At 68.2% G+C, this 20,863-nt stretch carries 28 protein-coding genes; 24 read left to right on the forward strand and 4 right to left on the reverse strand.

What is annotated here, in order from left to right:
* The first annotated feature begins 4 nt into the window (after window positions 1–4).
* The 17 genes from rpsH (at window position 5) to truA (ending at window position 11,026) form a co-directional block, all read left to right on the forward strand.
* Window positions 5–403, forward strand: coding sequence for a 30S ribosomal protein S8 (gene rpsH / locus AB4Z18_RS03700; protein ID WP_441781351.1), 399 nt, complete (start codon window positions 5–7; stop codon window positions 401–403).
* 6 nt (window positions 404–409) lie between these two features.
* Entirely contained in the window at window positions 410–946 is a 537-nt protein-coding gene (gene rplF / locus AB4Z18_RS03705) for a 50S ribosomal protein L6 (RefSeq protein WP_441781352.1), read from the forward strand.
* A 2-nt stretch (window positions 947–948) separates the two neighbouring features.
* Window positions 949–1,320 carry a 50S ribosomal protein L18 gene (gene rplR, locus AB4Z18_RS03710; protein WP_441781353.1) on the forward strand — a complete coding sequence of 124 codons (372 nt, stop codon included), beginning with the start codon at window positions 949–951 and terminating at the stop codon, window positions 1,318–1,320.
* Window positions 1,317–2,030 carry a 30S ribosomal protein S5 gene (gene rpsE / locus AB4Z18_RS03715; protein ID WP_441781354.1) on the forward strand — a complete coding sequence of 238 codons (714 nt, stop codon included), beginning with the start codon at window positions 1,317–1,319 and terminating at the stop codon, window positions 2,028–2,030. Before rplR ends, rpsE begins: the two co-directional genes overlap by 4 nt.
* On the forward strand, window positions 2,030–2,215 hold the full coding sequence (rpmD, locus tag AB4Z18_RS03720) for a 50S ribosomal protein L30 (protein WP_064109770.1): 186 nt from the start codon (window positions 2,030–2,032) through the stop codon (window positions 2,213–2,215). The genes rpsE and rpmD overlap by 1 nt, the downstream gene beginning before the upstream one ends.
* Window positions 2,215–2,901 (forward strand): 50S ribosomal protein L15, encoded by a 687-nt coding sequence (gene rplO, locus AB4Z18_RS03725; RefSeq protein ID WP_441781355.1) that lies wholly within the window; start codon window positions 2,215–2,217, stop codon window positions 2,899–2,901. Before rpmD ends, rplO begins: the two co-directional genes overlap by 1 nt.
* Window positions 2,902–2,977: 76 nt before the next feature.
* A complete protein-coding gene (gene secY, locus AB4Z18_RS03730; protein WP_441781356.1) occupies window positions 2,978–4,300 on the forward strand; it encodes a preprotein translocase subunit SecY in 1,323 nt (440 codons plus the stop codon).
* Window positions 4,297–4,911 carry an adenylate kinase gene (locus AB4Z18_RS03735; protein ID WP_441781357.1) on the forward strand — a complete coding sequence of 205 codons (615 nt, stop codon included), beginning with the start codon at window positions 4,297–4,299 and terminating at the stop codon, window positions 4,909–4,911. The genes secY and AB4Z18_RS03735 overlap by 4 nt, the downstream gene beginning before the upstream one ends.
* Window positions 4,911–5,741, forward strand: coding sequence for a type I methionyl aminopeptidase (gene map / locus AB4Z18_RS03740; RefSeq protein WP_441781358.1), 831 nt, complete (start codon window positions 4,911–4,913; stop codon window positions 5,739–5,741). The genes AB4Z18_RS03735 and map overlap by 1 nt, the downstream gene beginning before the upstream one ends.
* 173 nt (window positions 5,742–5,914) lie before the next feature.
* Window positions 5,915–6,136, forward strand: a complete 222-nt coding sequence (infA, locus tag AB4Z18_RS03745) for a translation initiation factor IF-1 (protein ID WP_011186713.1) — start codon at window positions 5,915–5,917, stop codon at window positions 6,134–6,136.
* An 82-nt stretch (window positions 6,137–6,218) separates the two neighbouring features.
* Window positions 6,219–6,332, forward strand: coding sequence for a 50S ribosomal protein L36 (rpmJ, locus tag AB4Z18_RS03750; protein WP_018191946.1), 114 nt, complete (start codon window positions 6,219–6,221; stop codon window positions 6,330–6,332).
* A 140-nt stretch (window positions 6,333–6,472) separates the two neighbouring features.
* Window positions 6,473–6,847 carry a 30S ribosomal protein S13 gene (gene rpsM / locus AB4Z18_RS03755; RefSeq protein ID WP_441781359.1) on the forward strand — a complete coding sequence of 125 codons (375 nt, stop codon included), beginning with the start codon at window positions 6,473–6,475 and terminating at the stop codon, window positions 6,845–6,847.
* A gap of 38 nt (window positions 6,848–6,885) precedes the next feature.
* Window positions 6,886–7,284 (forward strand): 30S ribosomal protein S11, encoded by a 399-nt coding sequence (gene rpsK / locus AB4Z18_RS03760; protein WP_018191944.1) that lies wholly within the window; start codon window positions 6,886–6,888, stop codon window positions 7,282–7,284.
* A gap of 120 nt (window positions 7,285–7,404) precedes the next feature.
* Window positions 7,405–8,403, forward strand: a complete 999-nt coding sequence (locus AB4Z18_RS03765) for a DNA-directed RNA polymerase subunit alpha (protein ID WP_018191943.1) — start codon at window positions 7,405–7,407, stop codon at window positions 8,401–8,403.
* A gap of 55 nt (window positions 8,404–8,458) precedes the next feature.
* A complete protein-coding gene (gene rplQ, locus AB4Z18_RS03770; protein ID WP_441781360.1) occupies window positions 8,459–9,049 on the forward strand; it encodes a 50S ribosomal protein L17 in 591 nt (196 codons plus the stop codon).
* A gap of 83 nt (window positions 9,050–9,132) precedes the next feature.
* Window positions 9,133–10,167, forward strand: coding sequence for a GNAT family N-acetyltransferase (locus AB4Z18_RS03775; RefSeq protein WP_441781361.1), 1,035 nt, complete (start codon window positions 9,133–9,135; stop codon window positions 10,165–10,167).
* Window positions 10,157–11,026, forward strand: a complete 870-nt coding sequence (gene truA / locus AB4Z18_RS03780; protein ID WP_441781362.1) for a tRNA pseudouridine(38-40) synthase TruA — start codon at window positions 10,157–10,159, stop codon at window positions 11,024–11,026. Before AB4Z18_RS03775 ends, truA begins: the two co-directional genes overlap by 11 nt.
* Before the next feature lie 9 nt (window positions 11,027–11,035).
* On the opposite strand, the gene AB4Z18_RS03785 is transcribed toward truA, so the two are convergent.
* Together AB4Z18_RS03785 and AB4Z18_RS03790 are read right to left on the reverse strand one after the other, a co-directional pair.
* The gene (locus AB4Z18_RS03785; RefSeq protein WP_441781363.1) at window positions 11,036–11,671 is read right to left on the reverse strand and encodes a response regulator transcription factor; all 636 of its coding nucleotides are present in this window, start codon (window positions 11,669–11,671) and stop codon (window positions 11,036–11,038) included.
* Window positions 11,668–12,882, reverse strand: a complete 1,215-nt coding sequence (locus tag AB4Z18_RS03790) for a sensor histidine kinase (RefSeq protein ID WP_441781364.1) — start codon at window positions 12,880–12,882, stop codon at window positions 11,668–11,670. Before AB4Z18_RS03790 ends, AB4Z18_RS03785 begins: the two co-directional genes overlap by 4 nt.
* Window positions 12,883–13,141: 259 nt before the next feature.
* On the opposite strand from AB4Z18_RS03790, the gene rplM reads away from it, so the two are divergent.
* From rplM to glmM, 3 genes are read left to right on the forward strand one after another with little or no spacing between them, the layout of a single operon-like run.
* The gene (gene rplM / locus AB4Z18_RS03795) at window positions 13,142–13,588 is read left to right on the forward strand and encodes a 50S ribosomal protein L13 (RefSeq protein WP_441781365.1); all 447 of its coding nucleotides are present in this window, start codon (window positions 13,142–13,144) and stop codon (window positions 13,586–13,588) included.
* 57 nt (window positions 13,589–13,645) lie between these two features.
* The gene (gene rpsI, locus AB4Z18_RS03800; RefSeq protein WP_441781366.1) at window positions 13,646–14,143 is read left to right on the forward strand and encodes a 30S ribosomal protein S9; all 498 of its coding nucleotides are present in this window, start codon (window positions 13,646–13,648) and stop codon (window positions 14,141–14,143) included.
* A 27-nt stretch (window positions 14,144–14,170) separates the two neighbouring features.
* On the forward strand, window positions 14,171–15,532 hold the full coding sequence (gene glmM / locus AB4Z18_RS03805; protein ID WP_441781367.1) for a phosphoglucosamine mutase: 1,362 nt from the start codon (window positions 14,171–14,173) through the stop codon (window positions 15,530–15,532).
* A 9-nt stretch (window positions 15,533–15,541) separates the two neighbouring features.
* On the opposite strand, the gene AB4Z18_RS03810 is transcribed toward glmM, so the two are convergent.
* Both AB4Z18_RS03810 and coaA read right to left on the reverse strand, forming a co-directional pair.
* Window positions 15,542–15,850, reverse strand: coding sequence for a helix-turn-helix domain-containing protein (locus tag AB4Z18_RS03810; RefSeq protein WP_441781368.1), 309 nt, complete (start codon window positions 15,848–15,850; stop codon window positions 15,542–15,544).
* Window positions 15,851–15,944: 94 nt separating this feature from the next.
* On the reverse strand, window positions 15,945–16,883 hold the full coding sequence (coaA, locus tag AB4Z18_RS03815) for a type I pantothenate kinase (protein WP_441781369.1): 939 nt from the start codon (window positions 16,881–16,883) through the stop codon (window positions 15,945–15,947).
* 82 nt (window positions 16,884–16,965) lie between these two features.
* On the opposite strand from coaA, the gene glmS reads away from it, so the two are divergent.
* From glmS to tsaE, 4 genes are read left to right on the forward strand one after another with little or no spacing between them, the layout of a single operon-like run.
* Complete coding sequence (gene glmS, locus AB4Z18_RS03820; protein ID WP_441781370.1) at window positions 16,966–18,816, forward strand: glutamine--fructose-6-phosphate transaminase (isomerizing); 1,851 nt, start codon at window positions 16,966–16,968, stop codon at window positions 18,814–18,816.
* A 4-nt stretch (window positions 18,817–18,820) separates the two neighbouring features.
* Entirely contained in the window at window positions 18,821–19,177 is a 357-nt protein-coding gene (locus tag AB4Z18_RS03825; protein ID WP_441781371.1) for a holo-ACP synthase, read from the forward strand.
* Window positions 19,165–20,295 (forward strand): alanine racemase, encoded by a 1,131-nt coding sequence (gene alr, locus AB4Z18_RS03830; RefSeq protein WP_441781372.1) that lies wholly within the window; start codon window positions 19,165–19,167, stop codon window positions 20,293–20,295. Before AB4Z18_RS03825 ends, alr begins: the two co-directional genes overlap by 13 nt.
* Complete coding sequence (gene tsaE / locus AB4Z18_RS03835; RefSeq protein ID WP_441781373.1) at window positions 20,292–20,861, forward strand: tRNA (adenosine(37)-N6)-threonylcarbamoyltransferase complex ATPase subunit type 1 TsaE; 570 nt, start codon at window positions 20,292–20,294, stop codon at window positions 20,859–20,861. Before alr ends, tsaE begins: the two co-directional genes overlap by 4 nt.
* Window positions 20,862–20,863 lie beyond the last annotated feature (2 nt).

The following is a 20,863-nucleotide window of genomic DNA, read 5'->3' on the forward strand; positions in this document are numbered from 1 at the left end:
CGCAATGACCATGACAGATCCGGTCGCAGACATGCTGACCAGACTGCGCAACGCGAACTCGGCTCACCACGACACCGTGTCGATGCCGCACTCGAAGCTCAAGGCCCACATCGCCGACATCCTCACCAACGAGGGGTACATCGCCGGTTGGGACGTCACCGACGCACGCGTCGGCAAGACGCTGACCCTGCAGCTCAAGTTCGGACCGAACCGCGAGCGTTCCATCGCCGGTATCAAGCGCGTGTCGAAGCCCGGCCTTCGCGTCTACGCGAAGTCCACGGAGCTCCCCAAGGTGCTCGGCGGGCTCGGCGTCGCCATCCTGTCCACCTCCTCCGGTCTGCTCACGGACCGTCAGGCTGAGAAGAAGGGCGTGGGTGGGGAAGTCCTCGCCTACGTGTGGTAAGCCGCCATGTCGCGTATTGGAAGACTGCCCATCGACATCCCGACCGGGGTCGATGTGAAGATCGACGGCCAGGCCGTCACCGTGAAGGGCCCGAAGGGTGAGCTGAGCCTCACCGTCGCGAACCCGATCGAGGTCAAGCTGGAGGAGAACCAGGTTCTGGTGACCCGTCCGGACGACGAGCGCGCATCGCGTTCGCTGCACGGCCTGACCCGCACGCTCATCAACAACCAGATCATCGGCGTCACCCAGGGCTACTCCAAGGGCCTGGAGATCGTCGGTACCGGTTACCGCGTCGCCCAGAAGGGTGCGGCCATCGAGTTCGCGCTCGGCTTCTCGCACCCGGTGACCGTCGAGCCGCCGGCCGGCATCACGTTCACGGTCGAGGGCAACAACCGCGTGACCGTGGCCGGCATCGACAAGCAGGCCGTGGGCGAGGTCGCCGCGAACATCCGCAAGATCCGCAAGCCCGAGCCGTACAAGGGCAAGGGCGTGCGCTACGCCGGCGAGGTCGTTCGTCGCAAGGCCGGAAAGGCTGGTAAGTAATCATGGCTCTGGGTACCAGAGGAAAGAGCAAGGCGGCCGCTCGCGACCGCCGTCACACCCGCCTTCGCAAGAAGATCGAGGGCACCGCGGCTCGCCCGCGCCTGGTCGTGAACCGTTCGGCCCGTCACGTCTTCGTGCAGGTCGTCGACGACGCGCAGGGTCACACGCTGGCCTCCGCGTCGACCATGGAAGCGGACCTGCGCACCTTCGACGGTGACAAGACCGCCAAGGCCCGCAAGGTCGGAGAGCTCGTCGCCGAGCGCGCGAAGAGCGCCGGTATCGAGGCCGTCGTGTTCGACCGTGGAGGCAGCAAGTACGCGGGTCGCGTCGCCGCTGTCGCCGAGGGCGCTCGAGAGGGTGGACTGAACCTGTGAGCGACGAGAACAACAAGGAGCAGACCGTGGCCGATCAGGTAACGGACAGCGCGCAGCCGGTCGAGACCGCTGCGGGCACCGACAACAACACCCGGACCGAGCGCGAGCCGCGCCGTGGTGGCCGCGAGCGCAACCCCAACCGCGACCGTGGCAGCCGTGACGCCGACAAGAGCCAGTTCCTGGAGCGCGTCGTCACCATCAACCGCGTCTCGAAGGTCGTGAAGGGTGGTCGTCGCTTCAGCTTCACCGCTCTCGTGGTCGTCGGCGACGGCAACGGTCTGGTGGGCGTCGGCTACGGCAAGGCCCGCGAGGTGCCGCTGGCGATCTCGAAGGGCGTCGAGGAGGCGAAGAAGAACTTCTTCCGCGTCCCGCGCGTCGGCAACACCATCCCGCACCCCGTGCAGGGTGAGGCCGCCGCCGGTGTGGTCCTCCTGCGTCCGGCTGCTGCCGGTACCGGTGTTATCGCCGGTGGTCCGGTCCGCGCCGTGCTGGAGTGCGCCGGGATCCACGACGTCCTGAGCAAGTCGCTCGGCTCGTCGAACACGATCAACATCGTGCACGCGACCGTCGAGGCGCTGAAGCAGCTCGAGGAGCCCCGTGCCGTGGCTGCCCGCCGCGGCCTCGACTACGACCAGGTCGCCCCGGCGCGCCTGCTTCGCACCGAGGCAGCGCTGGCCGAGGCCGCCGCGACCGCTAAGGCAGGTTCCTGATGGCTGCGCGTCTGAAGATCACGCAGATCAAGTCGAAAGTGAGCGAGAAGCAGAACCAGCGCGACACGCTGCGCAGTCTGGGTCTGAAGCGCATCGGTGACGTCGTCGTCCGCGAGGACAACCCGCAGAACCGTGGGTACGTCAACACCGTCGCCCACCTGGTGAAGGTCGAGGAGATTGACTAATGGCTGAAGAGAAGGCCACCACCGAGGCCGCTGAGAAGCCGGCCGCCAAGAAGCCCGCGACCAAGGCCGCGAGCACGAAGGCCGCCGACAAGGCGACCTCTGAGAAGAGCACCACGAAGAAGGCTCCGGCCAAGAAGGCGACGGCTTCGGCCTCCGCCGACAAGGCCGCCGCCTCCTCGAAGGACGAGACCGTGGCGCCCAAGGCGTCCTCCAAGGCTTCGGCCAAGAAGGATGTCGCGGAGCCCCGCGAGCAGGTCCTCAAGGTGCACCACCTGCGCCCAGCCGCCGGATCCAAGAAGGACAAGACCCGCGTCGGACGCGGTGAAGGTTCCAAGGGTAAGACGGCCGGCCGTGGTACCAAGGGCACCAAGGCGCGCTACCAGGTCCGTCCGGGCTTCCAGGGCGGCCAGCTTCCGATGCACATGCGTGCGCCGAAGCTGCGCGGCTTCAAGAACCCGTTCCGGGTCGAGTACCAGGTCGTGAACCTGGAGAAGCTCGCCGAGCTGTACCCGTCCGGCGGTGACGTCACCGTCGCGGACCTCGTCTCCAAGGGAGCCGTTCGCAAGAACGAAAAGGTCAAGGTTCTCGGCAACGGGGACATTGCGGTTAAGCTGATCGTTGCGGTCGACAAGGTCTCCGGCTCTGCCGAGCAGAAGATCGTCGCCGCTGGTGGTTCCGTCAAGTAGCCACCCGTCGAGCAGTTCAGTCGGGTGGCCGGGAGACCGGCCACCCGACTGACTCTTACGAAAGCAGGACGCAGCATTGTTTAGCGCCGTTGGGCGGATCTTCCGCACCCCGGATCTTCGCCGGAAGATCTTCTTCACGCTGGGCATCATCGCCCTGTTCCGTCTGGGGTCTTTCATCCCCGCGCCGTTCGTCGATTTCGGCAACGTCCAAACCTGTCTGAACGCGAACCAGGACACGTCCGGCCTGTACTCGCTGGTGAACCTGTTCTCCGGCGGCGCGCTCCTCAAACTCTCGATCTTCGCGCTCGGCATCATGCCGTACATCACCGCGTCGATCATCGTGCAGCTGCTGCGCGTGGTCATCCCGCGCTTCGAGACCCTCTACAAGGAGGGCCAGGCCGGTCAGGCCAAGCTGACGCAGTACACGCGCTACCTCACGATCGCGCTGGGCGTCCTCCAGTCGACGACCCTGATCACCGTCGCCCGTAGCGGTGCGCTCTTCGGCACCACCGCTGTCTCTCAGTGCACGCAGCTCATCACGGATGACTCGTGGTACGCGATCATGCTCATGGTCATCACCATGACCGCCGGCACCGGCCTCATCATGTGGATGGGCGAGCTCGTGACCGAGCGCGGCATCGGCAACGGCATGTCGCTCCTCATCTTCACCTCCATCGCCGCGCAGTTCCCGTCCTCCCTCTGGGCCGTCGGGCAGTCGCAGGGCATCGAGATCCTGCTGGTCGTGATCGCGATCGGATTGCTCATCGTCATGGGCGTGGTCTTCGTCGAGCAGTCGCAGCGGCGCATCCCCGTGCAGTACGCCAAACGAATGGTCGGGCGCCGCACCTACGGCGGCAACAACACCTACATCCCGATCAAGGTGAACATGGCCGGCGTCGTGCCCGTCATCTTCGCGTCGTCGCTGCTGTACCTGCCTGCCCTGATCGCGCAGTTCAACCAGCCGGCCGCGGGCAAGGCCCCTGCCCCCTGGGTGACCTGGATCACGAACTACCTGACCAAGGGCGACCACCCGCTCTACATGCTGCTCTACTTCCTCCTGATCGTCGGGTTCACCTACTTCTACGTGGCGATCACCTTCAACCCGGAGGAGGTCGCAGACAACATGAAGAAGTACGGCGGCTTCATCCCCGGCATCCGCGCGGGCCGCCCGACGGCCGAGTACCTCGACTACGTGCTCACGCGGGTCACCCTGCCCGGTTCCTTCTATCTGGGCATCATCGCGCTGATACCCCTTGTCGCATTCGCGTTGATCGGCGCAAGCCAGAACTTCATGTTCGGCGGTACGTCCATCCTGATCATCGTCGGTGTCGGGCTGGAGACGGTCAAGCAGATCGACTCTCAGCTCCAGCAGCGGCATTACGAAGGGCTTCTGCGTTGAGCCGAATGCTGATCGTCGGTCCCCCCGGAGCGGGCAAGGGCACTCAGGCCTCCCGCATCACCTCCACGTACGGGATCCCCGACATCTCCACCGGCGACATCTTCCGCGCGAACATCAAGAACGAGACTCCCCTCGGCGTGCAGGTCAAGGCGATCGTCGATGCGGGGGACTATGTCCCGGACACCTTGACGAACGAGCTCGTGGCTGCCCGCCTCGACGAGGACGACGCGAAGAACGGCTTCCTGCTCGACGGCTACCCGCGCACGCTCGCCCAGGTCGACTACCTCGACCAGCTGTTGGCCGGTAAGGGACAGAAGCTGGATGCGGTCATCCAGCTGACGGCCGACCAGGACGAGATCGTCCAGCGGCTCACCAAGCGCGCGCAGGAGCAGGGCCGTGCTGACGACTCCGAAGAAGCCATCCGTCACCGCCAGCAGGTCTACCTGCGCGAGACGTCGCCGCTCATCGAGGTGTACCGCGACCGCGGACTCCTCGTCCCGGTCGATGGTCTGGGCGGGATGGACGAGGTCGCCGAGCGCATCACGTCCGCTCTGACCGAGCGCGGTATCCACCCCGTCGCCGGCGCCTCGGCCGGCGAATCCGTCGCATAGTGGTATTCAAGCGGTCCATCTACAAGACGCCCTCCCAGTTGCGCGACATGGTCGCGCCCGGGCGGGCGACGGCGGCGTCCCTCGACGCCGTCGCGGCCGCGGTGGCCCCAGGGGTCTCGACCCTCGAACTCGACGTCCTCGCCGAGCGGGCGATCGTCGAGGCGGGCGGCGCTTCGAACTTCACGCTGGAGCCCGGCTACCACCACACGATCTGCGCGTCGGTGAACGACGAGGTCGTCCACGGCATCCCCGGCCGGCGCATCCTCGAGCCGGGCGACATCCTGTCGGTCGACAGCGGGGCCATCCTGGGCGGCTGGAACGGGGATGCGGCGCGCACGTTCGTGCTGCCCGACCCCGCCCACCCCGAGCGGGTCGCCGACCGGCAGCTGCTCTCGGACGTGACCGAGCAGTCGCTGTGGCGCGGGATCGCGACGCTCGCGTCGGCCCGCTACCTCAACGAGGTCGGCGACGCGATCGAGGAGTACATTCTTTCGCGGGGCGACTTCGGCATCCTCACCGACTACATCGGACACGGCATCGGCCGCCGGATGCACGAGGAGCCACCGGTCTTCAACTACAGCGTCCGCGCCAAGGGTCCGGAGGTGCGCCCGGGGCTCGTGGTCGCCATCGAGCCGATGGTGGTCCGCGGTTCGCAGGAGACATACGTGAAGGACGACGGCTGGACCGTCGCGACCGAGGACGGCTCCGCCGCCGCCCACTGGGAGCACAGCGTCGCCGTCCACGCGGACGGCATCTGGGTCCTGACCGCGCAGGACGGCGGGGCGGAAGGCCTCGCTCCGTTCGGCGTCACGCCGGTGCCGATCCCGTGATCGGCGCGCTGACGGCGGTGTTCGCCCAGAGCGGCGGAGGATCATACACTCCGATTGGCGAAGACGCGCCCTTTCCCATAAGATAGATCCTTGGTGTCTTAGGCGCGTTTTCTCCGTGTCTTCCGCCAGTAACGCACGACCAGCAAACCACGACTTTTAGCGACAGTGAGGCTATGGCCAAAAAAGACGGTGTCATCGAGATCGAAGGATCCGTGATCGAAGCTCTCCCCAACGCGATGTTCCGCGTCGAGCTGACGAACGGTCACAAGGTTCTTGCCCATATCTCCGGCAAGATGCGCCAGCACTACATCCGCATCCTCCCCGAGGACCGCGTGATCGTAGAGCTGAGCCCCTACGATCTGACACGCGGCCGGATCGTCTACCGCTACAAGTAAGGGTCTGCTGTAAGTAACGGCCTCGCCATCGGGTTGCCCCCGGCGAGGTACGAGGACAGCGAACAAAGGTAAAGAAACACTCATGAAGGTGAACCCCTCCGTCAAGAGGATCTGCGACAAGTGCAAGGTCATCCGTCGCAACGGCCGGGTCATGGTCATCTGCGAGAACCCGCGCCACAAGCAGCGCCAGGGTTGATCGCGGAGAACGCGTAACCGAATAACAAGAAGGCAATCCCAGAACCCATCTCCCTGACAGGGAGGCGGGGGACACCCCCGGAGGAGGCCGGGGCACCGGGACTGCTGAAGACCTCCACTCAATACAGGAGAAGCCAACACATGGCACGTCTAGCAGGCGTCGACATCCCGCGCGAAAAGCGCGTGGAGGTCGCACTCACCTACATCTACGGCGTCGGGCGCACTCGTGCGCTGCAGACCTTGCGCGAGACCGGGATCTCCGGCGACATCCGCGTCAAGGACCTGACCGACGAGCAGCTCGTCGCCCTTCGCGACTTCATCGAGGGAAGCTTCAAGGTCGAGGGTGACCTCCGCCGCGAGGTCGCCGCCGACATCCGTCGCAAGGTCGAGATCGGCAGCTACGAGGGTATCCGCCACCGCAAGGGCCTCCCGGTCCGCGGCCAGCGCACCAAGACGAACGCTCGTACCCGCAAGGGTCCGAAGCGCACCGTGGCCGGCAAGAAGAAGGCGCGCTAAGGCCCGCGGGCTCACGCTCTTAGGATTCAGGAGAAGAAATGGCAGCACCCAAGTCGGCCGCTCGTAAGCCGCGTAAGAAAGAAAAGAAGAACATCGCTGTGGGCCAGGCCCACATCAAGAGCACGTTCAACAACACCATCGTCTCGATCACCGACACCACCGGTGCAGTCATCAGCTGGGCTTCGTCCGGCGGCGTCGGTTTCAAGGGCTCCCGCAAGTCGACCCCGTTCGCGGCGCAGCTCGCGGCCGAGTCGGCTGCGCGTCAGGCGCAGGAGCACGGCATGAAGAAGGTCGACGTCTTCGTCAAGGGCCCCGGATCGGGTCGTGAGACCGCGATCCGCTCGCTTCAGGCCGCCGGCCTCGAGGTGGGCTCGATCAACGACGTCACCCCGCAGGCGCACAACGGCTGCCGCCCGCCGAAGCGCCGTCGCGTCTAATTCTCTTCGCGTACGCCGCAGGCGGCGGTCCGATCCGGGCCGCCGCCTGGCGGCGTGACGAACACCCCCTCAGTAGAAGCAAGTGTCATATAGCGGACACTTAGCCGGAAGGAATCAATAGTGCTCATTGCACAGCGTCCTACGCTCACCGAAGAGAACATCTCCGAGTTCCGCTCGCGGTTCGTCATCGAGCCGCTGGAGCCGGGCTTCGGTTACACCCTCGGCAACTCCCTGCGTCGCACCCTCCTCTCCTCCATCCCCGGTGCGGCTGTCACCAGCATCCGCATCGACGGCGTGCTGCACGAGTTCAGCACCGTCCCGGGTGTCAAGGAGGATGTCACCGAGATCATCCTGAACATCAAGGGTCTGGTCGTCTCGAGCGAGCACGACGAGCCGATCACCGCGTACCTCCGCAAGACGGGTGCCGGTCAGGTCACCGCGGCCGACATCTCGGCTCCGGCCGGTGTGGAGATCCACAACCCCGAGCTCGTCATCGCGACGCTCAACGACAAGGCGAAGTTCGAGGTCGAGCTGACCATCGAGCGCGGCCGCGGCTACGTCTCGGCCCAGCAGAACCGCAACGAGTACAGCGAGGCGGGCCAGATCCCGATCGACTCGATCTACTCGCCGGTGCTCAAGGTCACCTACCGCGTCGAGGCCACCCGCGCCGGTGAGCGCACCGACTTCGACCGTCTGGTCGTCGACGTGGAGACCAAGCCCGCGATCAGCCCGCGCGACGCCATCGCTTCGGCCGGCCGCACGCTGGTCGAGCTGTTCGGCCTGGCCCGCGAGCTCAACAGCGCGGCCGAGGGCATCGAGATCGGCCCGGCGCCGGTCGACGCCGTCCTCAGCTCCGAGCTGTCGATGCCGATCGAAGACCTCGACCTGTCGGTCCGCTCGTACAACTGCCTCAAGCGCGAGGGCATCAACACCGTGAGCGAGCTCGTCTCGCTGTCGGAGACGCAGCTCATGAACATCCGCAACTTCGGTCAGAAGTCGGTGGATGAGGTCAAGGACAAGCTGACGGAGATGGGCCTGTCGCTGAAGGACTCGGTCCCCGGGTTCGACGGCGCCCACTTCTACAGCGGCTACGACGAGGACGAGTCCACCACCATCTGAGGTGCGTCTCTCCCGACCCGCCATCGAACCTTTTCAACACTGGAGATAACCGATCATGCCTAAGCCCACCAAGGGCCCCCGCCTCGGGGGCGGCCCGGCGCACGAGCGCCTCATGCTCGCCAACCTGGCCGCTGCGCTTTTCACGCACAAGAGCATCAAGACCACCGAGACGAAGGCCAAGCGCCTGCGCCCCGTTGCCGAGCGTCTGATCACGTTCGCGAAGCGCGGCGACCTGCACGCCCGCCGTCGCGTCCTCGCTGTGATCCAGGACAAGACCGTGGTTCACGAGCTCTTCACCCAGATCGCGCCGCTGGTCGCCGAGCGTGAGGGCGGCTACACCCGCATCACCAAGCTCGGTTTCCGTAAGGGCGACAACGCCTCGATGGTGCAGATCGAGCTCGTGCTCGAGCCCGTCACCCCGAAGGTGAAGTCGACGAAGTCGTCTTCTGCAGCCGCGGCTGCGCCGGTCGAGGAGGCGCCCGTCGCCGAGGAGACCAGCACCGAAGAGACCAGCACCGAGGAGACCCCGGCCGAGGAGACCAGCGCCGCGACTGCCGCTGCTGAGGCCGAGGTCGCCGAGGACGCGACCGCTGACGCCGACGCCGCCGGTGAGACCGACGCCGAGACCGAGGCGGAGAAGGCGTAACACCCTTCTTCCCCACGTCCGAAGGCCCCGCATCCGAGTGATGCGGGGCCTTCGCCGTTCCCGGGTCTTCTAAGGTGAGAAGCATGACCTCGACCGACGACGCCTCGCTGCCGCCGCTGAGCGCCCGCGTTCCGCTGTCCGACCTGCACCGCCCGGAGCATCCCCTGATCGCCGAGTGGCGGCCGGTGACGGCACAGGATGCGGCGACGGTGCACGAGGTCTACCGCGCGATCGACACGCAGGATCACCCGAACTATGTGACGACCCGCGAGGAGGTCGAGGAGGAGCTGGGGTACAGCTTCATCGACCTGGAGAAGGACACGCTGCTAGCCATCACAGCCGATGGACGCGCGGTCGCGGTCGGCATCGTGATGGAGCCACCACGGCAGGAGTCGCTGGTGCGCGAATTCATGAACGGCGGCGTGCATCCCGAGTTCCGCGGGCGGGGGATCGGGCGCGAGCTTCTCGCCTGGCAACGGAGCCGTGGCGAGCAGAAGCTCGCCGCTTCGGAGAAGACCTTGCCTGGCTGGCTCGTCGGATACGCCGACAGGCGCGCGCCGGACCGGGAGCGGCTGCTGCTCGCCGGGGGGTTCGAGGTGGCCCGCTACTTCCACACCATGGAGCGGGACCTGCGGGAGCCGATCCCCGAGGTCGTCCCGACGATGGATGTGCGGATCGTTCCGTACACCACCGAGCTCGCGGACGAGGTGCACACTGCGCGCGACGACGCGTTCCGCGACCACTGGGGCAGTCAGCCGTTGAGCGACGAGCAGTTCGCGGGGCTGGTCTCGGGCAGCTTCGTGCCCGAGCTGTCGTTCGTGGCGCTCGCCGGTGACGAGGTGGCCGGCGTGCTGCTCACGGACGTGAACGAGGATGACTGGCCGGGTCAGGGCTACACCGGCGCCTATGTCTCCACCGTCGCCGTGACGCGGCCGTTCCGCGGTCGTCGCATCGCGCCGTCGCTGCTGCGTGCGGTGCTCGAGGCGTGCGCCGCTCGGGGTTGGGACAAGGTGGCCCTGGATGTGGACGCCGAGAATCCGACCGGGGCCCTCGGGCTGTACACCGGCATGGGTTTCGTCTCGACGCAGGCGGAGACGGGCCTGGTCCGTGCCTACTGAAACGTCGCGCCGCTACCGGCTCGACATCGCGTACCAGGGCACCGACTTCACCGGCTGGGGTCGCCAGCCGGGCCTGCGCACGGTGCAGGGAACGCTGGAGGACGCCCTCGCGACCATCTTCCGGCGCGCGGGTGAGGCGCCGGCGCTCACGGTGGCCGGCCGGACGGACGCGGGGGTGCATGCCGTCGGCCAGGTCGCCCACGTCGACCTCACCCCGGAGCAGGAGGCCGTGCTGCGCAAACCGCACGGCAAGCGTCCGCCGCTCTCCGCCGAGGAGGCGCTGGGCCGCAGGCTCAACGGCATCCTGGGCCCAGTCTCCGATGTGGTGGTGCTGGCGGCATCCCTCGCGCCGGACGGTTTCGACGCCCGCTTCTCCGCGCTGTGGCGCCGCTACGAGTACCGGGTCGCGGACCGCGCCTCGCTGCGCGACCCGTTGCAACGTCACCGCACCGCGTGGGTGTCCTCCGACCTCGACGCTGACGCCATGGACATGGCCGCCCACGGGCTGCTCGGCCTGCACGACTTCGCCAGCTACTGCAAGGCGCGGGAGGGTGCGACGACCATCCGCACGCTGCAGGCCTTCGCGTGGCGGCGCGATCCCGACGGGGTCCTCGTCGCCGACCTCACCGCAGACGCCTTCTGCCACAGCATGGTCCGCGCGCTCGTCGGGGCGTGCGTCGAGGTGGGGGAGGGCAAGCTGGGCGCCGGCGACCTGGTGTCGCTGCGCGACGAGCGGCAGCGCACCAGCGCATTCAAGGTGATGCCGGCCCGTGGACTGACCCTCCTGGAGGTCGGATATCCCGAAGGCGCGGAGCTGGCGCTGCGCGCAGAGCGCACCCGGGCGCTGCGGGAGCTGTAGCCTCCCGGCTCAACGGACCAGCCCGTTCTCGTAGGCGAACGCGACCAACTGGACGCGGGAGCTGAGGCCAAGCTTGGCAAGGATGCTGCGGATGTGCGTCTTGACGGTCGCCTCCGAGATGAACGCCGTGCGGCCGATCTCCGCGTTGCCGAGACCGCGCGCCGCCAGCAGGAACACTTCCTTTTCGCGCACCGACAGGTGCTCGATCATTTCGGGACGGCGGCGGGCGAGGGTGCGGAACAGTTCGCTCGTCGCCTTGGGTGCGATCACCGAGTGGCCGTCGTGCACGGTCCTTATGGCGGCGAGAATGAAGTCGGGTGTCGCGTCCTTCAGCAGGAAGCCGTCCGCGCCCGCGCGCAGGGCAGCGGCGACCGCCTCGTCCCGCTCGAATGTGGTGAGCACGACGATGCGGGGGAGAGCAGCTGACCCATCCGCGCGGATGGCCTCCGTCGCGGCGATGCCGTCGACGTTGGGCATCCGAAGGTCCATGAGGATCACGTCCGGGGATGCCGTGCGCGCGAGTGCGACGGCCTCCGCGCCATCGGAGGCCGCCCCCGCGAACTTCAGATCCGCTTGCGACTCGATCATCATCTGAAGGCCGGCGCAGAACAGTGGCTGGTCGTCGGCCACCGCCACCCGGATCACGCGGTCACCGTCGCGCGTCCAACCGCCGGGATGTACGCGGTCACCAGGTAGCCGCCCGGCACGTCGTCGTCCGGCCCTGCGTCGAGCCACCCGCCGGCGAATCTGGCGCGTTCGCGCATCCCGATCAGCCCGCGGCCGGCGGCGCCCGCGGCCGGCGACGAGTGTGTTGAGTCCGCGGGATGCGAGGCGACAGAGATCGACATCCCGTCGTCGCGCGCGTCCAGGGCGAGCCGGGCGACCGCGCCGCGGCCGGCATGCTTCAGTGCGTTCGTGAGTGCCTCCTGGACGATCCGGTAGACGGCCAGCTGCTGGGCTGCGGTGAGGTCGTCCGGCTCGCCGAACCGCTCTACCGAGACGGACAGGCCGGCGTCCGAGAGCCGCTTCACCAGGGCGTCGAGCTCTTCGAGCCCTGGATGCGCGTCCCCGCTCGGTGCGCCGACCAGAGTCTCGATGAGCACCCGCACCTCGGTCAGGGACGACCGCGCCGTATCCGCGATGGTGGCGAGCGACGGGGCGACTGCGGAAGGCCGGCCTTCGGCGAGGAGGCGGGCGCCGTCGGCTTGGGCGAGGATGACCGAAAGTGAATGCGCCATGATGTCGTGCACATCTTGCGCGATGCGCTCGCGCTCGTCGCTGACCAGCGCCTCGACCTCGGCAAGGCGTAGTCGGCTGGTCGCCTGCTCCAGCTCGACCTCCTTCTGAAGCGACCGGGCCCAGACCCCAATGAGCGTTCCGATCAGCCACGCCACCGCGCCCGCGACGGCACAAAGGATGAAGAACAGCGCTCTGGCGGCAGCGTCACCGCGGCCGACGCCCAGCCACCACGCGAGCAGCCCAGCGGTCGAGACTCCAGCGCCCACAGCAAAGATGAAGGCGACGACGCGCATCCGGCCACGGACCGTCGCGGCGACGACCAGGGCGACGATCCCGTAGCCCAGGTAGACCAGGGGATCGTCGAAGATCCCGGCCGGGAACAAGAGCTGGCCGATGAGCACCGCCGTTCCGGCGGCCATGGCGACGATCGGACTGAGCCGGGCCAGCCCGATCGCGCACGCCAGGATGAGGAGCGCCGCCCAGAACGGGCCCTCCGAGCGGAGGTGACCGGGGACCAGCTGGTTCCTGCCCACTAGGGCGATCGCCCAGAAGACGAAGAAGGCCACCGCGATTGCCGGTTCGAGCAGCCAGCGGCTACGGAGCAGGAGGGATCTCATACCGGTTACGCTATGGTGCGTCCGAGGATCTCCGCGGGTGATCGCCTGCACTTTCAGCCCTGAGGATGAGCGCAACTCAGTCGGTTTGACCAGGGGTGCGGCTCTCGCGTACGATTGATCTTTGGTGTCCGCGCCCAACTGCGGGCGCAACATGCGAACGTGAGCCCTCCACCGGCCCGGTTCCCTTCCTTCGGAAGGAGAACCCCCACGGAGCGGGATTCACGAACACCTCCGTTCGAGACAGAAAGCAGCCACTACTGTGACGCGCACCTATTCCCCGAAGGCAGACGAGATCCAGCGCGACTGGGTCATCATCGACGCGACCGACGTCGTGCTCGGCCGTCTCGCCAGCCACACCGCGGCCCTCCTCCGCGGCAAGCACAAGCCGACCTTCGCCCCCCACATGGACATGGGTGACTTCGTCATCATCGTCAACGCCGACAAGGTCGCGCTGACCGGTCAGAAGGCGCTGCAGAAGAAGGCGTACCGCCACTCCGGCTACCCGGGCGGCCTCAAGGCCACCACGTACGCCGAGCTCCTCGAGAAGAACCCGACTCGCGCCGTCGAGAAGGCCGTCCGCGGGATGCTGCCGAAGAACTCCATCGGTCGCGCCCAGCTCCGCAAGCTGAAGGTCTACACCGGAAGCGAGCACCCGCACGCCGCCCAGCAGCCGAAGCCGTACACGCTCGGCCAGGTCGCCCAGTAATCCCGCCGGCGACGCAGACCTTCACGACTTAATAGAGACCAAAGGATTATCACCATCGTGGCGAAGATCGCAGACAGCATCGAGTCGGCCCAGGCCGACAACGTCGAGTCCTACTCGACCGAGACCCCGGCCTCCGAGGCCCCGGCGGCGCCCCGCGCCGTCCTCTCCGTTCCCGGCGCGGCCGTCGGCCGCCGCAAGGAGGCCATCGCGCGCGTGCGCCTGGTCCCGGGATCCGGCAGCATCACGGTCAACGGCCGTGAGTTCGCCGACTACTTCCCCAACAAGCTGCACCAGCAGCTGATCAACGACCCGTTCAAGGTCCTCGACCTGCTCGGCTCGTACGATGTCGTGGCCCGCATCACCGGCGGTGGCCCCTCCGGCCAGGCCGGCGCCCTGCGCCTCGCCATCGCGCGCGCCCTCAACGAGATCGACCGCGACAACAACCGCCCGACCCTGAAGAAGGCCGGCTTCCTCACCCGTGACGCCCGCGTCACCGAGCGCAAGAAGGCCGGTCTCAAGAAGGCCCGCAAGGCGTCGCAGTTCTCCAAGCGTTGACGCTGGCGAGCGTTTAGGCTTCGGTCCATGCCTCGCCTTTTCGGAACCGACGGCGTTCGCGGTCTCGCGAACGGAAGTCTCACTGCCGACCTGGCGCTCGGCCTTGCGCAGTCAGCTGCTGCTGTACTGACGCAAGGCCGAAGCGCCGAGGCGCGCCGCGCCGCAGGCAAGCGCCCGACGGCCATCGTCGCCCGCGACCCCCGGGTCTCGGGCGAGTTCCTCGCGTCCGCGGTCGCGGCCGGGCTCGCGAGCTCCGGCATCGACGTCTACGACGCCGGAGTCATCCCCACCCCAGCAGCGGCCTTCCTGATCGCCGACTTCGACGCCGACTTCGGCGTGATGGTGTCCGCGTCGCACAATCCGGCGCCCGACAACGGGATCAAGATCTTCGCCCGCGGTGGGACGAAGCTGCCCGACGTGGTCGAGGACCGCATCGAGCAGCACCTCGACCTCGAGAAGCTGACCCCGACCGGCGCGCACGTCGGTCGCATCCGCCGGTTCGCCGACGCGGAGGATCGCTACGTCCTCCACCTGCTCGCGAGCCTGCCCCACCGCCTCGACGGCATCCACGTCGTGCTCGACTGCGCTCACGGCGCCGCCGCCGGCATCTCGCCCGAGGTATTCACGGACGCGGGAGCCCGCGTCACTGTCATCGGCGACGCGCCGGACGGCATGAACATCAACGACGGCGTGGGCTCCACCCACCTCGACAACCTCTCCCGGGCTGTGCTCGCCGCCGGTGCCGACGTCGGCATCGCCCATGACGGCGATGCGGATCGCTGCCTCGCGGTCGACGCGGAGGGCAACATCGTCGACGGCGACCAGATCATGGCGATCCTCGCGGTCGGGATGAAGGAGCGCGGCAAGCTGCGCGACAACACGCTCGTCGCCACCGTGATGAGCAACCTCGGGCTGAAGCTGGCCATGCGCGACAACGGCATCCGGGTCGTCGAGACCGCCGTGGGCGACCGCTACGTGCTCGAGGAGATGAACCAGAACGACTACTCGCTCGGCGGCGAGCAGTCCGGTCACGTCATCATGCGCGAGTTCGCGACCACTGGGGACGGCATCCTCACCGGGCTGCACCTGCTGAGCGAGATGGCCCGAACGGGCAAGTCGCTGGCGCAGCTCGCCCGAGTGATGACCGTGTATCCGCAGGTCATGGTGAACGTGAAGAACGTCGACCACCACGCCGTCCACACCGACGAGGGACTCCGCACCGCCGTGAAGACGGCCGAGAGCGCACTCGGGGACAGTGGACGCGTCCTGCTGCGACCCTCGGGCACCGAGCCGCTGGTCCGCGTGATGGTGGAGGCGGCCGATCAGGAGACTGCGGAACGTCTGGCTAGCGAGCTCGCGGACGTCGTGCGGGAGCGGCTGGCCTTCTGACGCTGTGCGTCAGTGCGACTCGTGCGCCCGCCGTGCCGCGATGAAGTCGGCCACGGAGTACGCGCGCGTGCGATCCGGCAGCATCTCGGAGCCGTAGAGGCCCGCCAGCAGTTCGGCGGGGTCGACATTGAGCGCCGTCGCGATGCGCACGATCGTGTGCAGCTCCGAGTTCGCTTCGCCCCGCTCGACGCGACCGTAGTTCGTCACGTGCATGTCGGCCAGGTTGGAGATGTCCTCCTGGCTCATGCCGAGCGCGATCCGTGCGTCGCGCACGCGCTGGCCGAAGACCTGTGCGGCGCGGGAGCGTGGTGCTGGCATGCCTCATGCATACGGGATGCGCACATCCCTGGCCAGAGCTTGACGACCCCCGCCGTATGCGCCTGTGGTCTGAAAGCCCGATCCGTCGTGGACGTCAGAGCTTCCGCAGCAGCACCGAGCTGACAGCGTGGTCCGCGTCCTTGCGGAGGACGAGCTTGGCTCGCGAACGCGTAGGCCGGATGTTCTGCAGCAGGTTCGGCTCGTTGATCCGCGTCCAGATGGTGGCGGCGCGGGCGCGCGCCTCCTCCTCGGTCAGCTCTGAGTAGCGGTGGAAGTACGACTTCGGGTTCGCGAAGGCACCACGCTGCAGCTTCAGGAAGCGCTCCTCGTACCAGCGGGCGATGTCGCGGGTGCGCGCATCCACGTAGACGCTGAAATCGAAGAGATCGCTCACGGCCAGACGGTTGCCGCCTCCGGCGGGCTGCAGCACGTTGAGACCCTCGACGATGAGGACGTCGGGACGCCGCACGACGATCTCCGCGTCCGGCACGATGTCGTAGCTGAGGTGGGAGTAGAAGGGTGCGCGCACCTCCGGCGCCCCGCTCTTGATCGCCGTGACGAACCGAAGCAGCGCCTTCCGGTCGTACGACTCGGGGAAGCCCTTCCGCTCCATCAGTCCCCTCCGCTCCAGCTCCTCGTTGGGGAGGAGGAAGCCGTCCGTGGTGACCAGCTCGACGCGGGGGGTGTCATCCCACCGGGAGAGGAGCTCGCGCAGCAGACGCGCGATCGTCGACTTGCCGACGGCGACCGAGCCCGCCACACCGATGACGAAGGGGGTGCTCGCCGCGCGCTCGCCCAGGAAGTCGCTGGTGACGCGGTGCAGCTGCTTCGTGCCCCCGACGTAGAGGTTCAGGAGGCGGCTGAGCGGAAGATAGACCTGCTCCACCTCGCGCATGTCGAGCGGGTCGCCGAGCCCGCGCAGCTGGACGATCTCCGTCTCCTGCAGCGGAAGGCGGGTGTTCTCCGCCAGTTCTGCCCAGTCCGTCCGGCTCAGCTCGACGAAGGGAGTGGAGGAGTCGCCGTTCTCTGCCATAGGGCACCAAGTCTAGGGGCGCGTCGAGGTCCAGGTGCGCTCCAAGCGGGCTCCCACCCGGGCCCACGTTAGACTCGCATGCATGTGTGGAATCGTGGGGTACGTCGGTACCGACAAGAGCCTTGAGGTGCTTCTCGGCGGTCTGAAGCGCCTGGAGTACCGCGGATACGACTCCGCAGGCATCGCCGTGATCGGCCCGGACGGGGCCCTCGGCACGGCCAAGAAGGCCGGAAAGCTCTCGGTGCTGACCGAGGACCTCCAGGTGAACCCCATCCCGAACGGGCAGACCGGCATCGGTCACACCCGCTGGGCGACGCACGGCGGGCCGACCGACGTGAACGCGCACCCGCACTTGGGCGACGACGGCCGCCTCGCCGTCATCCACAACGGCATCATCGAGAACTTCTCGACCCTGAAGGACGAGCTGCTCGCCGACGGGTTCGCCTTCGAGTCCGAGACGGACACCGAGGTCGCAGCGGTGCTGCTCGGCCGCGAGTACCGCCGCACCGGCGACCTGCCGCAGGCGTTCCAGAGCGTCGTCTCGCGCCTCGAGGGCGCGTTCACGCTGCTGGCGATGCATCAGGACCAGCCGCACGTCGTCGTCGGCGCGCGCCGCAACTCACCGCTCGTCATCGGGCTGGGCGAGGGCGAGAACTTCCTCGGCTCCGACGTTGCGGCGTTCGTGGAGCACACCCGCCGTGCGATGGCGATCGGGCAGGACCAGATCGTCACCATCACGCCGGACAACGTCACGGTGACCGACTTCGCCGGCGCGCCGGTCGAGGTGGAGCCGTTCGAGGTCGCCTGGGATGCCTCCGCGGCCGAAAAGGGCGGCTGGTCGTCGTTCATGGCGAAGGAGATCGCCGAAGAGCCGGATGCGGTCGCCAACACGCTGCGCGGCCGCCTGGTCGGCGAGACGGTGCACATCCCGGAGCTCGACGCTCTCGGAGACGAGTACTTCGCGGGCATCGACCGCATCACGATCATCGCCTGCGGTACGGCGGCGTACGCCGGGATCGTCGGCAGCTACGCGATCGAGAAGTGGGCCCGCGTGCCCGTGACGGTCGAGCTCAGCCACGAGTTCCGCTACCGCGAGCCGGTGCTGACCGAGGGCACGCTCGTCATCTCGATCAGCCAGTCCGGCGAGACGATGGACACGCTGATGGCGGTCAAGTACGCCCGCGAGGGCGGCGCCAAGGCCATCTCGGTCTGCAACACGCAGGGTGCGACCATCCCGCGCGAGTCGGACGCCGCGCTGTACACGCACGCCGGACCTGAGGTCGCTGTCGCCTCGACGAAGGCGTTCGTCGCGCAGATCACCGCGCTCTACCTCTTCGGACTTCACCTCTCGCGGGTTCGCGGCACGCTCAGCACCGCCCAGCAGCGCGACGCCATCGACGAGCTGCAGGCGGTTCCGGCGAAGATCGCGACCGTGCTCGAGTCGCACGCCGAGATCGCCCAGCTGGCGCGGTGGATGTCGGACACGCGCTCCGTGCTCTTCCTCGGCCGTCACGTCGGCTACCCGATCGCGCTGGAGGGTGCGCTGAAGCTCAAGGAGCTCGCGTACATCCACGCGGAGGGCTTCGCCGCCGGTGAGCTGAAGCACGGCCCGATCGCCCTCATCGAGCCCGGTCAGCCGGTCTTCGTGGTGGTTCCGAGCCCGCGCTGGTCGGACGAGCTGCACAAGAAGGTCGTGTCGAACATCCAGGAGATCCGTGCGCGCGGCGCCCGGGTCATCGCGATCGCCGAGGCGGGCGACGCCGCGGTGCTGCCGTTCGCCGACGAGGTCATCCGCATCCCGCTGGCTGCGCCGCTCTTCGAGCCGCTGCTCGCCGTCGTGCCGCTGCAGATCTTCGCGATGGAGCTGTCCGCAGCGAAGGGTCTCGACGTCGACCAGCCGCGCAACCTGGCCAAGTCCGTCACCGTCGAGTGACGCCGTGATCGCCGGCATAGGGGTCGACGTGGTCGATCTGGCGCGCTTCGAGCGCTCGATCGCGCGCACCCCGAAGCTCCGCGAGCGGCTGTTCACGGAGGCGGAGCGCGCGCTGCCGGTGCACTCGCTCGCCGCGCGGTTCGCCGCGAAGGAGGCGCTGATCAAGGCGCTGGGCGGTTCTGAGGGCGTGCGCTGGCACGACATGGAGATCGTTCCAGACGAGGAGAGGAATCCCGGTTTCGTGCTGCACAACGTGGTCGAGGCGCAGGTGCGCGAGCGCGGTATCGACCGCATCCACGTGTCGATGACGCACGACGCGGGGGTGGCGACGGCGTTCGTGGTGACGGAGTGCGCGCCGTGAGTGCGGCGTTCCGCGAGCGGGTCGTCGACCTGGATGCGGTGAGTGCGAACGTCGCACGCCTGCGTGAGCTGCTCGGTACTCGGCACGCCATGGCGGTCGTCAAGGCGGACGCCTATGGCCACGGCGCGGTGGAGAGCGCGCGCGCCGCGCTCGCCGGTGGCGCCGACTGGCTAGGCGTCGCGGAGATCGCCGAGGGTCTGGCTCTGCGGGAGGCCGGCATCACGGCGCCGGTGCTGGCGTGGCTGCACGACCCCGACGAGGACTTCGCCCAGGCGGCCCGCGCAAATCTCGACCTCGGGCTCTCATCGCTCGCCCAGCTCGAGGCGGCCGCGGCCGCGCGCGCGAACGATCGCCCGGTGTTCGTGCAGCTGAAGGTCGAGACGGGACTCAGCCGCAACGGCATCCCGGAGTCCGAGTGGGATGCCGTCTTCACACGTGCTCGTGAGCTGGAGGCCGGCGGTCACATCGTCGTGCGCGGCGTCTTCTCGCACCTGTCCAACGCCTCGGCGGAGGACGACCGCGCCGCGGTCGCGGTGTTCGAGGGGGCACTGGAACGCGCTGCGGCCGCAGGGCTCACGCCGGAACTCCGGCACATCGCCGCAAGTGCGGCTGCCCTCTCGCTGCCGGAGGCCCGGTTCGACCTCGTGCGCCTCGGGATCGCGGTCTACGGACTGTCTCCCTTCGGCCGCGACTCCGCGGTCGAACTCGGCCTGCGCCCGGCGATGACGCTGCGAGGCCGCGTGGCGGCCGTTCGGCGCGTGCCCGCGGGCAAGGGCGTCTCGTACGACTACACGTACCGTACCGAGACGGAGTCGACGCTCGTGCTCGTGCCGCTCGGCTACGCGGAGGGCATCCCGCGGCACGCGTCCAATCGGGGGCCGGTGTCGATCGGCGGGCGCACGTTCCGGATCAGCGGCCGGGTCGCGATGGACCAGTTCGTGGTCGACGTGGGTGACCTCGACGTGCAGGTCGGCGACGAGGTGGTGCTGTTCGGCGACCCGGCGACCGGTGTGCCGGGCGCCGACGACTGGGCTGAGGCGGCGGACACGATCAACTACGAGATCGTGACGCGCCTTGGCGGCCGCCTGAAGCGCAGCTTCACCGGAGGCGGTCGATGACCGAGGCGTTGCTGCTCCCCGCAACACGTCGCGTCGCGTCGCCTGCGGACATGCACGCGCTCGGCCGGGAGCTCGCCGCTGTGCTGCGGGCGGGCGACCTGGTGGTCCTCTCCGGGCCGCTGGGCGCCGGGAAGACGACCCTCACCCGGGGCATCGGCGAGGGCCTAGACGTTCGGGGGCCCGTGACGAGCCCCACGTTCGTGCTCGCCCGGACGCATCCCAGCCTCTCCGGCGGCGCGCCCCTAGTCCACGTCGACGCCTACCGGCTGTCGAGTGCGCTGGAGCTCGACGACCTGGACATCGACTTCGCCCGCTCGGTCGTCGTGGTGGAGTGGGGCAGCGGGATGCTGGACGGCGTGGCGGAGTCGTGGCTCGAGGTCGCGATCGAACGGCCCACCGGGGCGGATGAGCGCGCGGTTGGCGGCGAGGAGGTCGCGGCCGATCTCGAGGAGACCGAGGCCCAGACCGAGGTGGACGAGACCGACGAGCCGCGCACGGTCACCCTCACCGGTTTCGGACCGCGCTGGGCCGCACCGGCGGGCTCGCAGACCGGCGATCCCGCTTAGGC

Origin of the sequence: Leifsonia sp. 2TAF2, assembly GCF_052115085.1 — a bacterium.
Classification (GTDB): Bacteria; Actinomycetota; Actinomycetes; order Actinomycetales; family Microbacteriaceae; genus Leifsonia.

What these genes read in the sequence shown, in the direction of transcription:
- rpsM (WP_441781359.1), top strand. Translation starts at nt 6,473, where the DNA reads ATGGCACGTCTAGCAGGCGTCGACATCCCGCGCGAAAAGCGCGTGGAG.
- infA (WP_011186713.1), top strand. Translation starts at nt 5,915, where the DNA reads ATGGCCAAAAAAGACGGTGTCATCGAGATCGAAGGATCCGTGATCGAA.
- coaA (WP_441781369.1), bottom strand. Translation starts at nt 16,883, where the DNA reads ATGGCAGAGAACGGCGACTCCTCCACTCCCTTCGTCGAGCTGAGCCGG.
- rplR (WP_441781353.1), top strand. Translation starts at nt 949, where the DNA reads ATGGCTCTGGGTACCAGAGGAAAGAGCAAGGCGGCCGCTCGCGACCGC.
- rplO (WP_441781355.1), top strand. Translation starts at nt 2,215, where the DNA reads ATGGCTGAAGAGAAGGCCACCACCGAGGCCGCTGAGAAGCCGGCCGCC.
- rpmD (WP_064109770.1), top strand. Translation starts at nt 2,030, where the DNA reads ATGGCTGCGCGTCTGAAGATCACGCAGATCAAGTCGAAAGTGAGCGAG.
- rpsH (WP_441781351.1), top strand. Translation starts at nt 5, where the DNA reads ATGACCATGACAGATCCGGTCGCAGACATGCTGACCAGACTGCGCAAC.
- rplF (WP_441781352.1), top strand. Translation starts at nt 410, where the DNA reads ATGTCGCGTATTGGAAGACTGCCCATCGACATCCCGACCGGGGTCGAT.
- glmM (WP_441781367.1), top strand. Translation starts at nt 14,171, where the DNA reads ATGCCTCGCCTTTTCGGAACCGACGGCGTTCGCGGTCTCGCGAACGGA.
- AB4Z18_RS03810 (WP_441781368.1), bottom strand. Translation starts at nt 15,850, where the DNA reads ATGCCAGCACCACGCTCCCGCGCCGCACAGGTCTTCGGCCAGCGCGTG.
- AB4Z18_RS03775 (WP_441781361.1), top strand. Translation starts at nt 9,133, where the DNA reads ATGACCTCGACCGACGACGCCTCGCTGCCGCCGCTGAGCGCCCGCGTT.
- tsaE (WP_441781373.1), top strand. Translation starts at nt 20,292, where the DNA reads ATGACCGAGGCGTTGCTGCTCCCCGCAACACGTCGCGTCGCGTCGCCT.
- AB4Z18_RS03790 (WP_441781364.1), bottom strand. Translation starts at nt 12,882, where the DNA reads ATGAGATCCCTCCTGCTCCGTAGCCGCTGGCTGCTCGAACCGGCAATC.
- rpsK (WP_018191944.1), top strand. Translation starts at nt 6,886, where the DNA reads ATGGCAGCACCCAAGTCGGCCGCTCGTAAGCCGCGTAAGAAAGAAAAG.
- rplQ (WP_441781360.1), top strand. Translation starts at nt 8,459, where the DNA reads ATGCCTAAGCCCACCAAGGGCCCCCGCCTCGGGGGCGGCCCGGCGCAC.
- rpmJ (WP_018191946.1), top strand. Translation starts at nt 6,219, where the DNA reads ATGAAGGTGAACCCCTCCGTCAAGAGGATCTGCGACAAGTGCAAGGTC.
- glmS (WP_441781370.1), top strand. Translation starts at nt 16,966, where the DNA reads ATGTGTGGAATCGTGGGGTACGTCGGTACCGACAAGAGCCTTGAGGTG.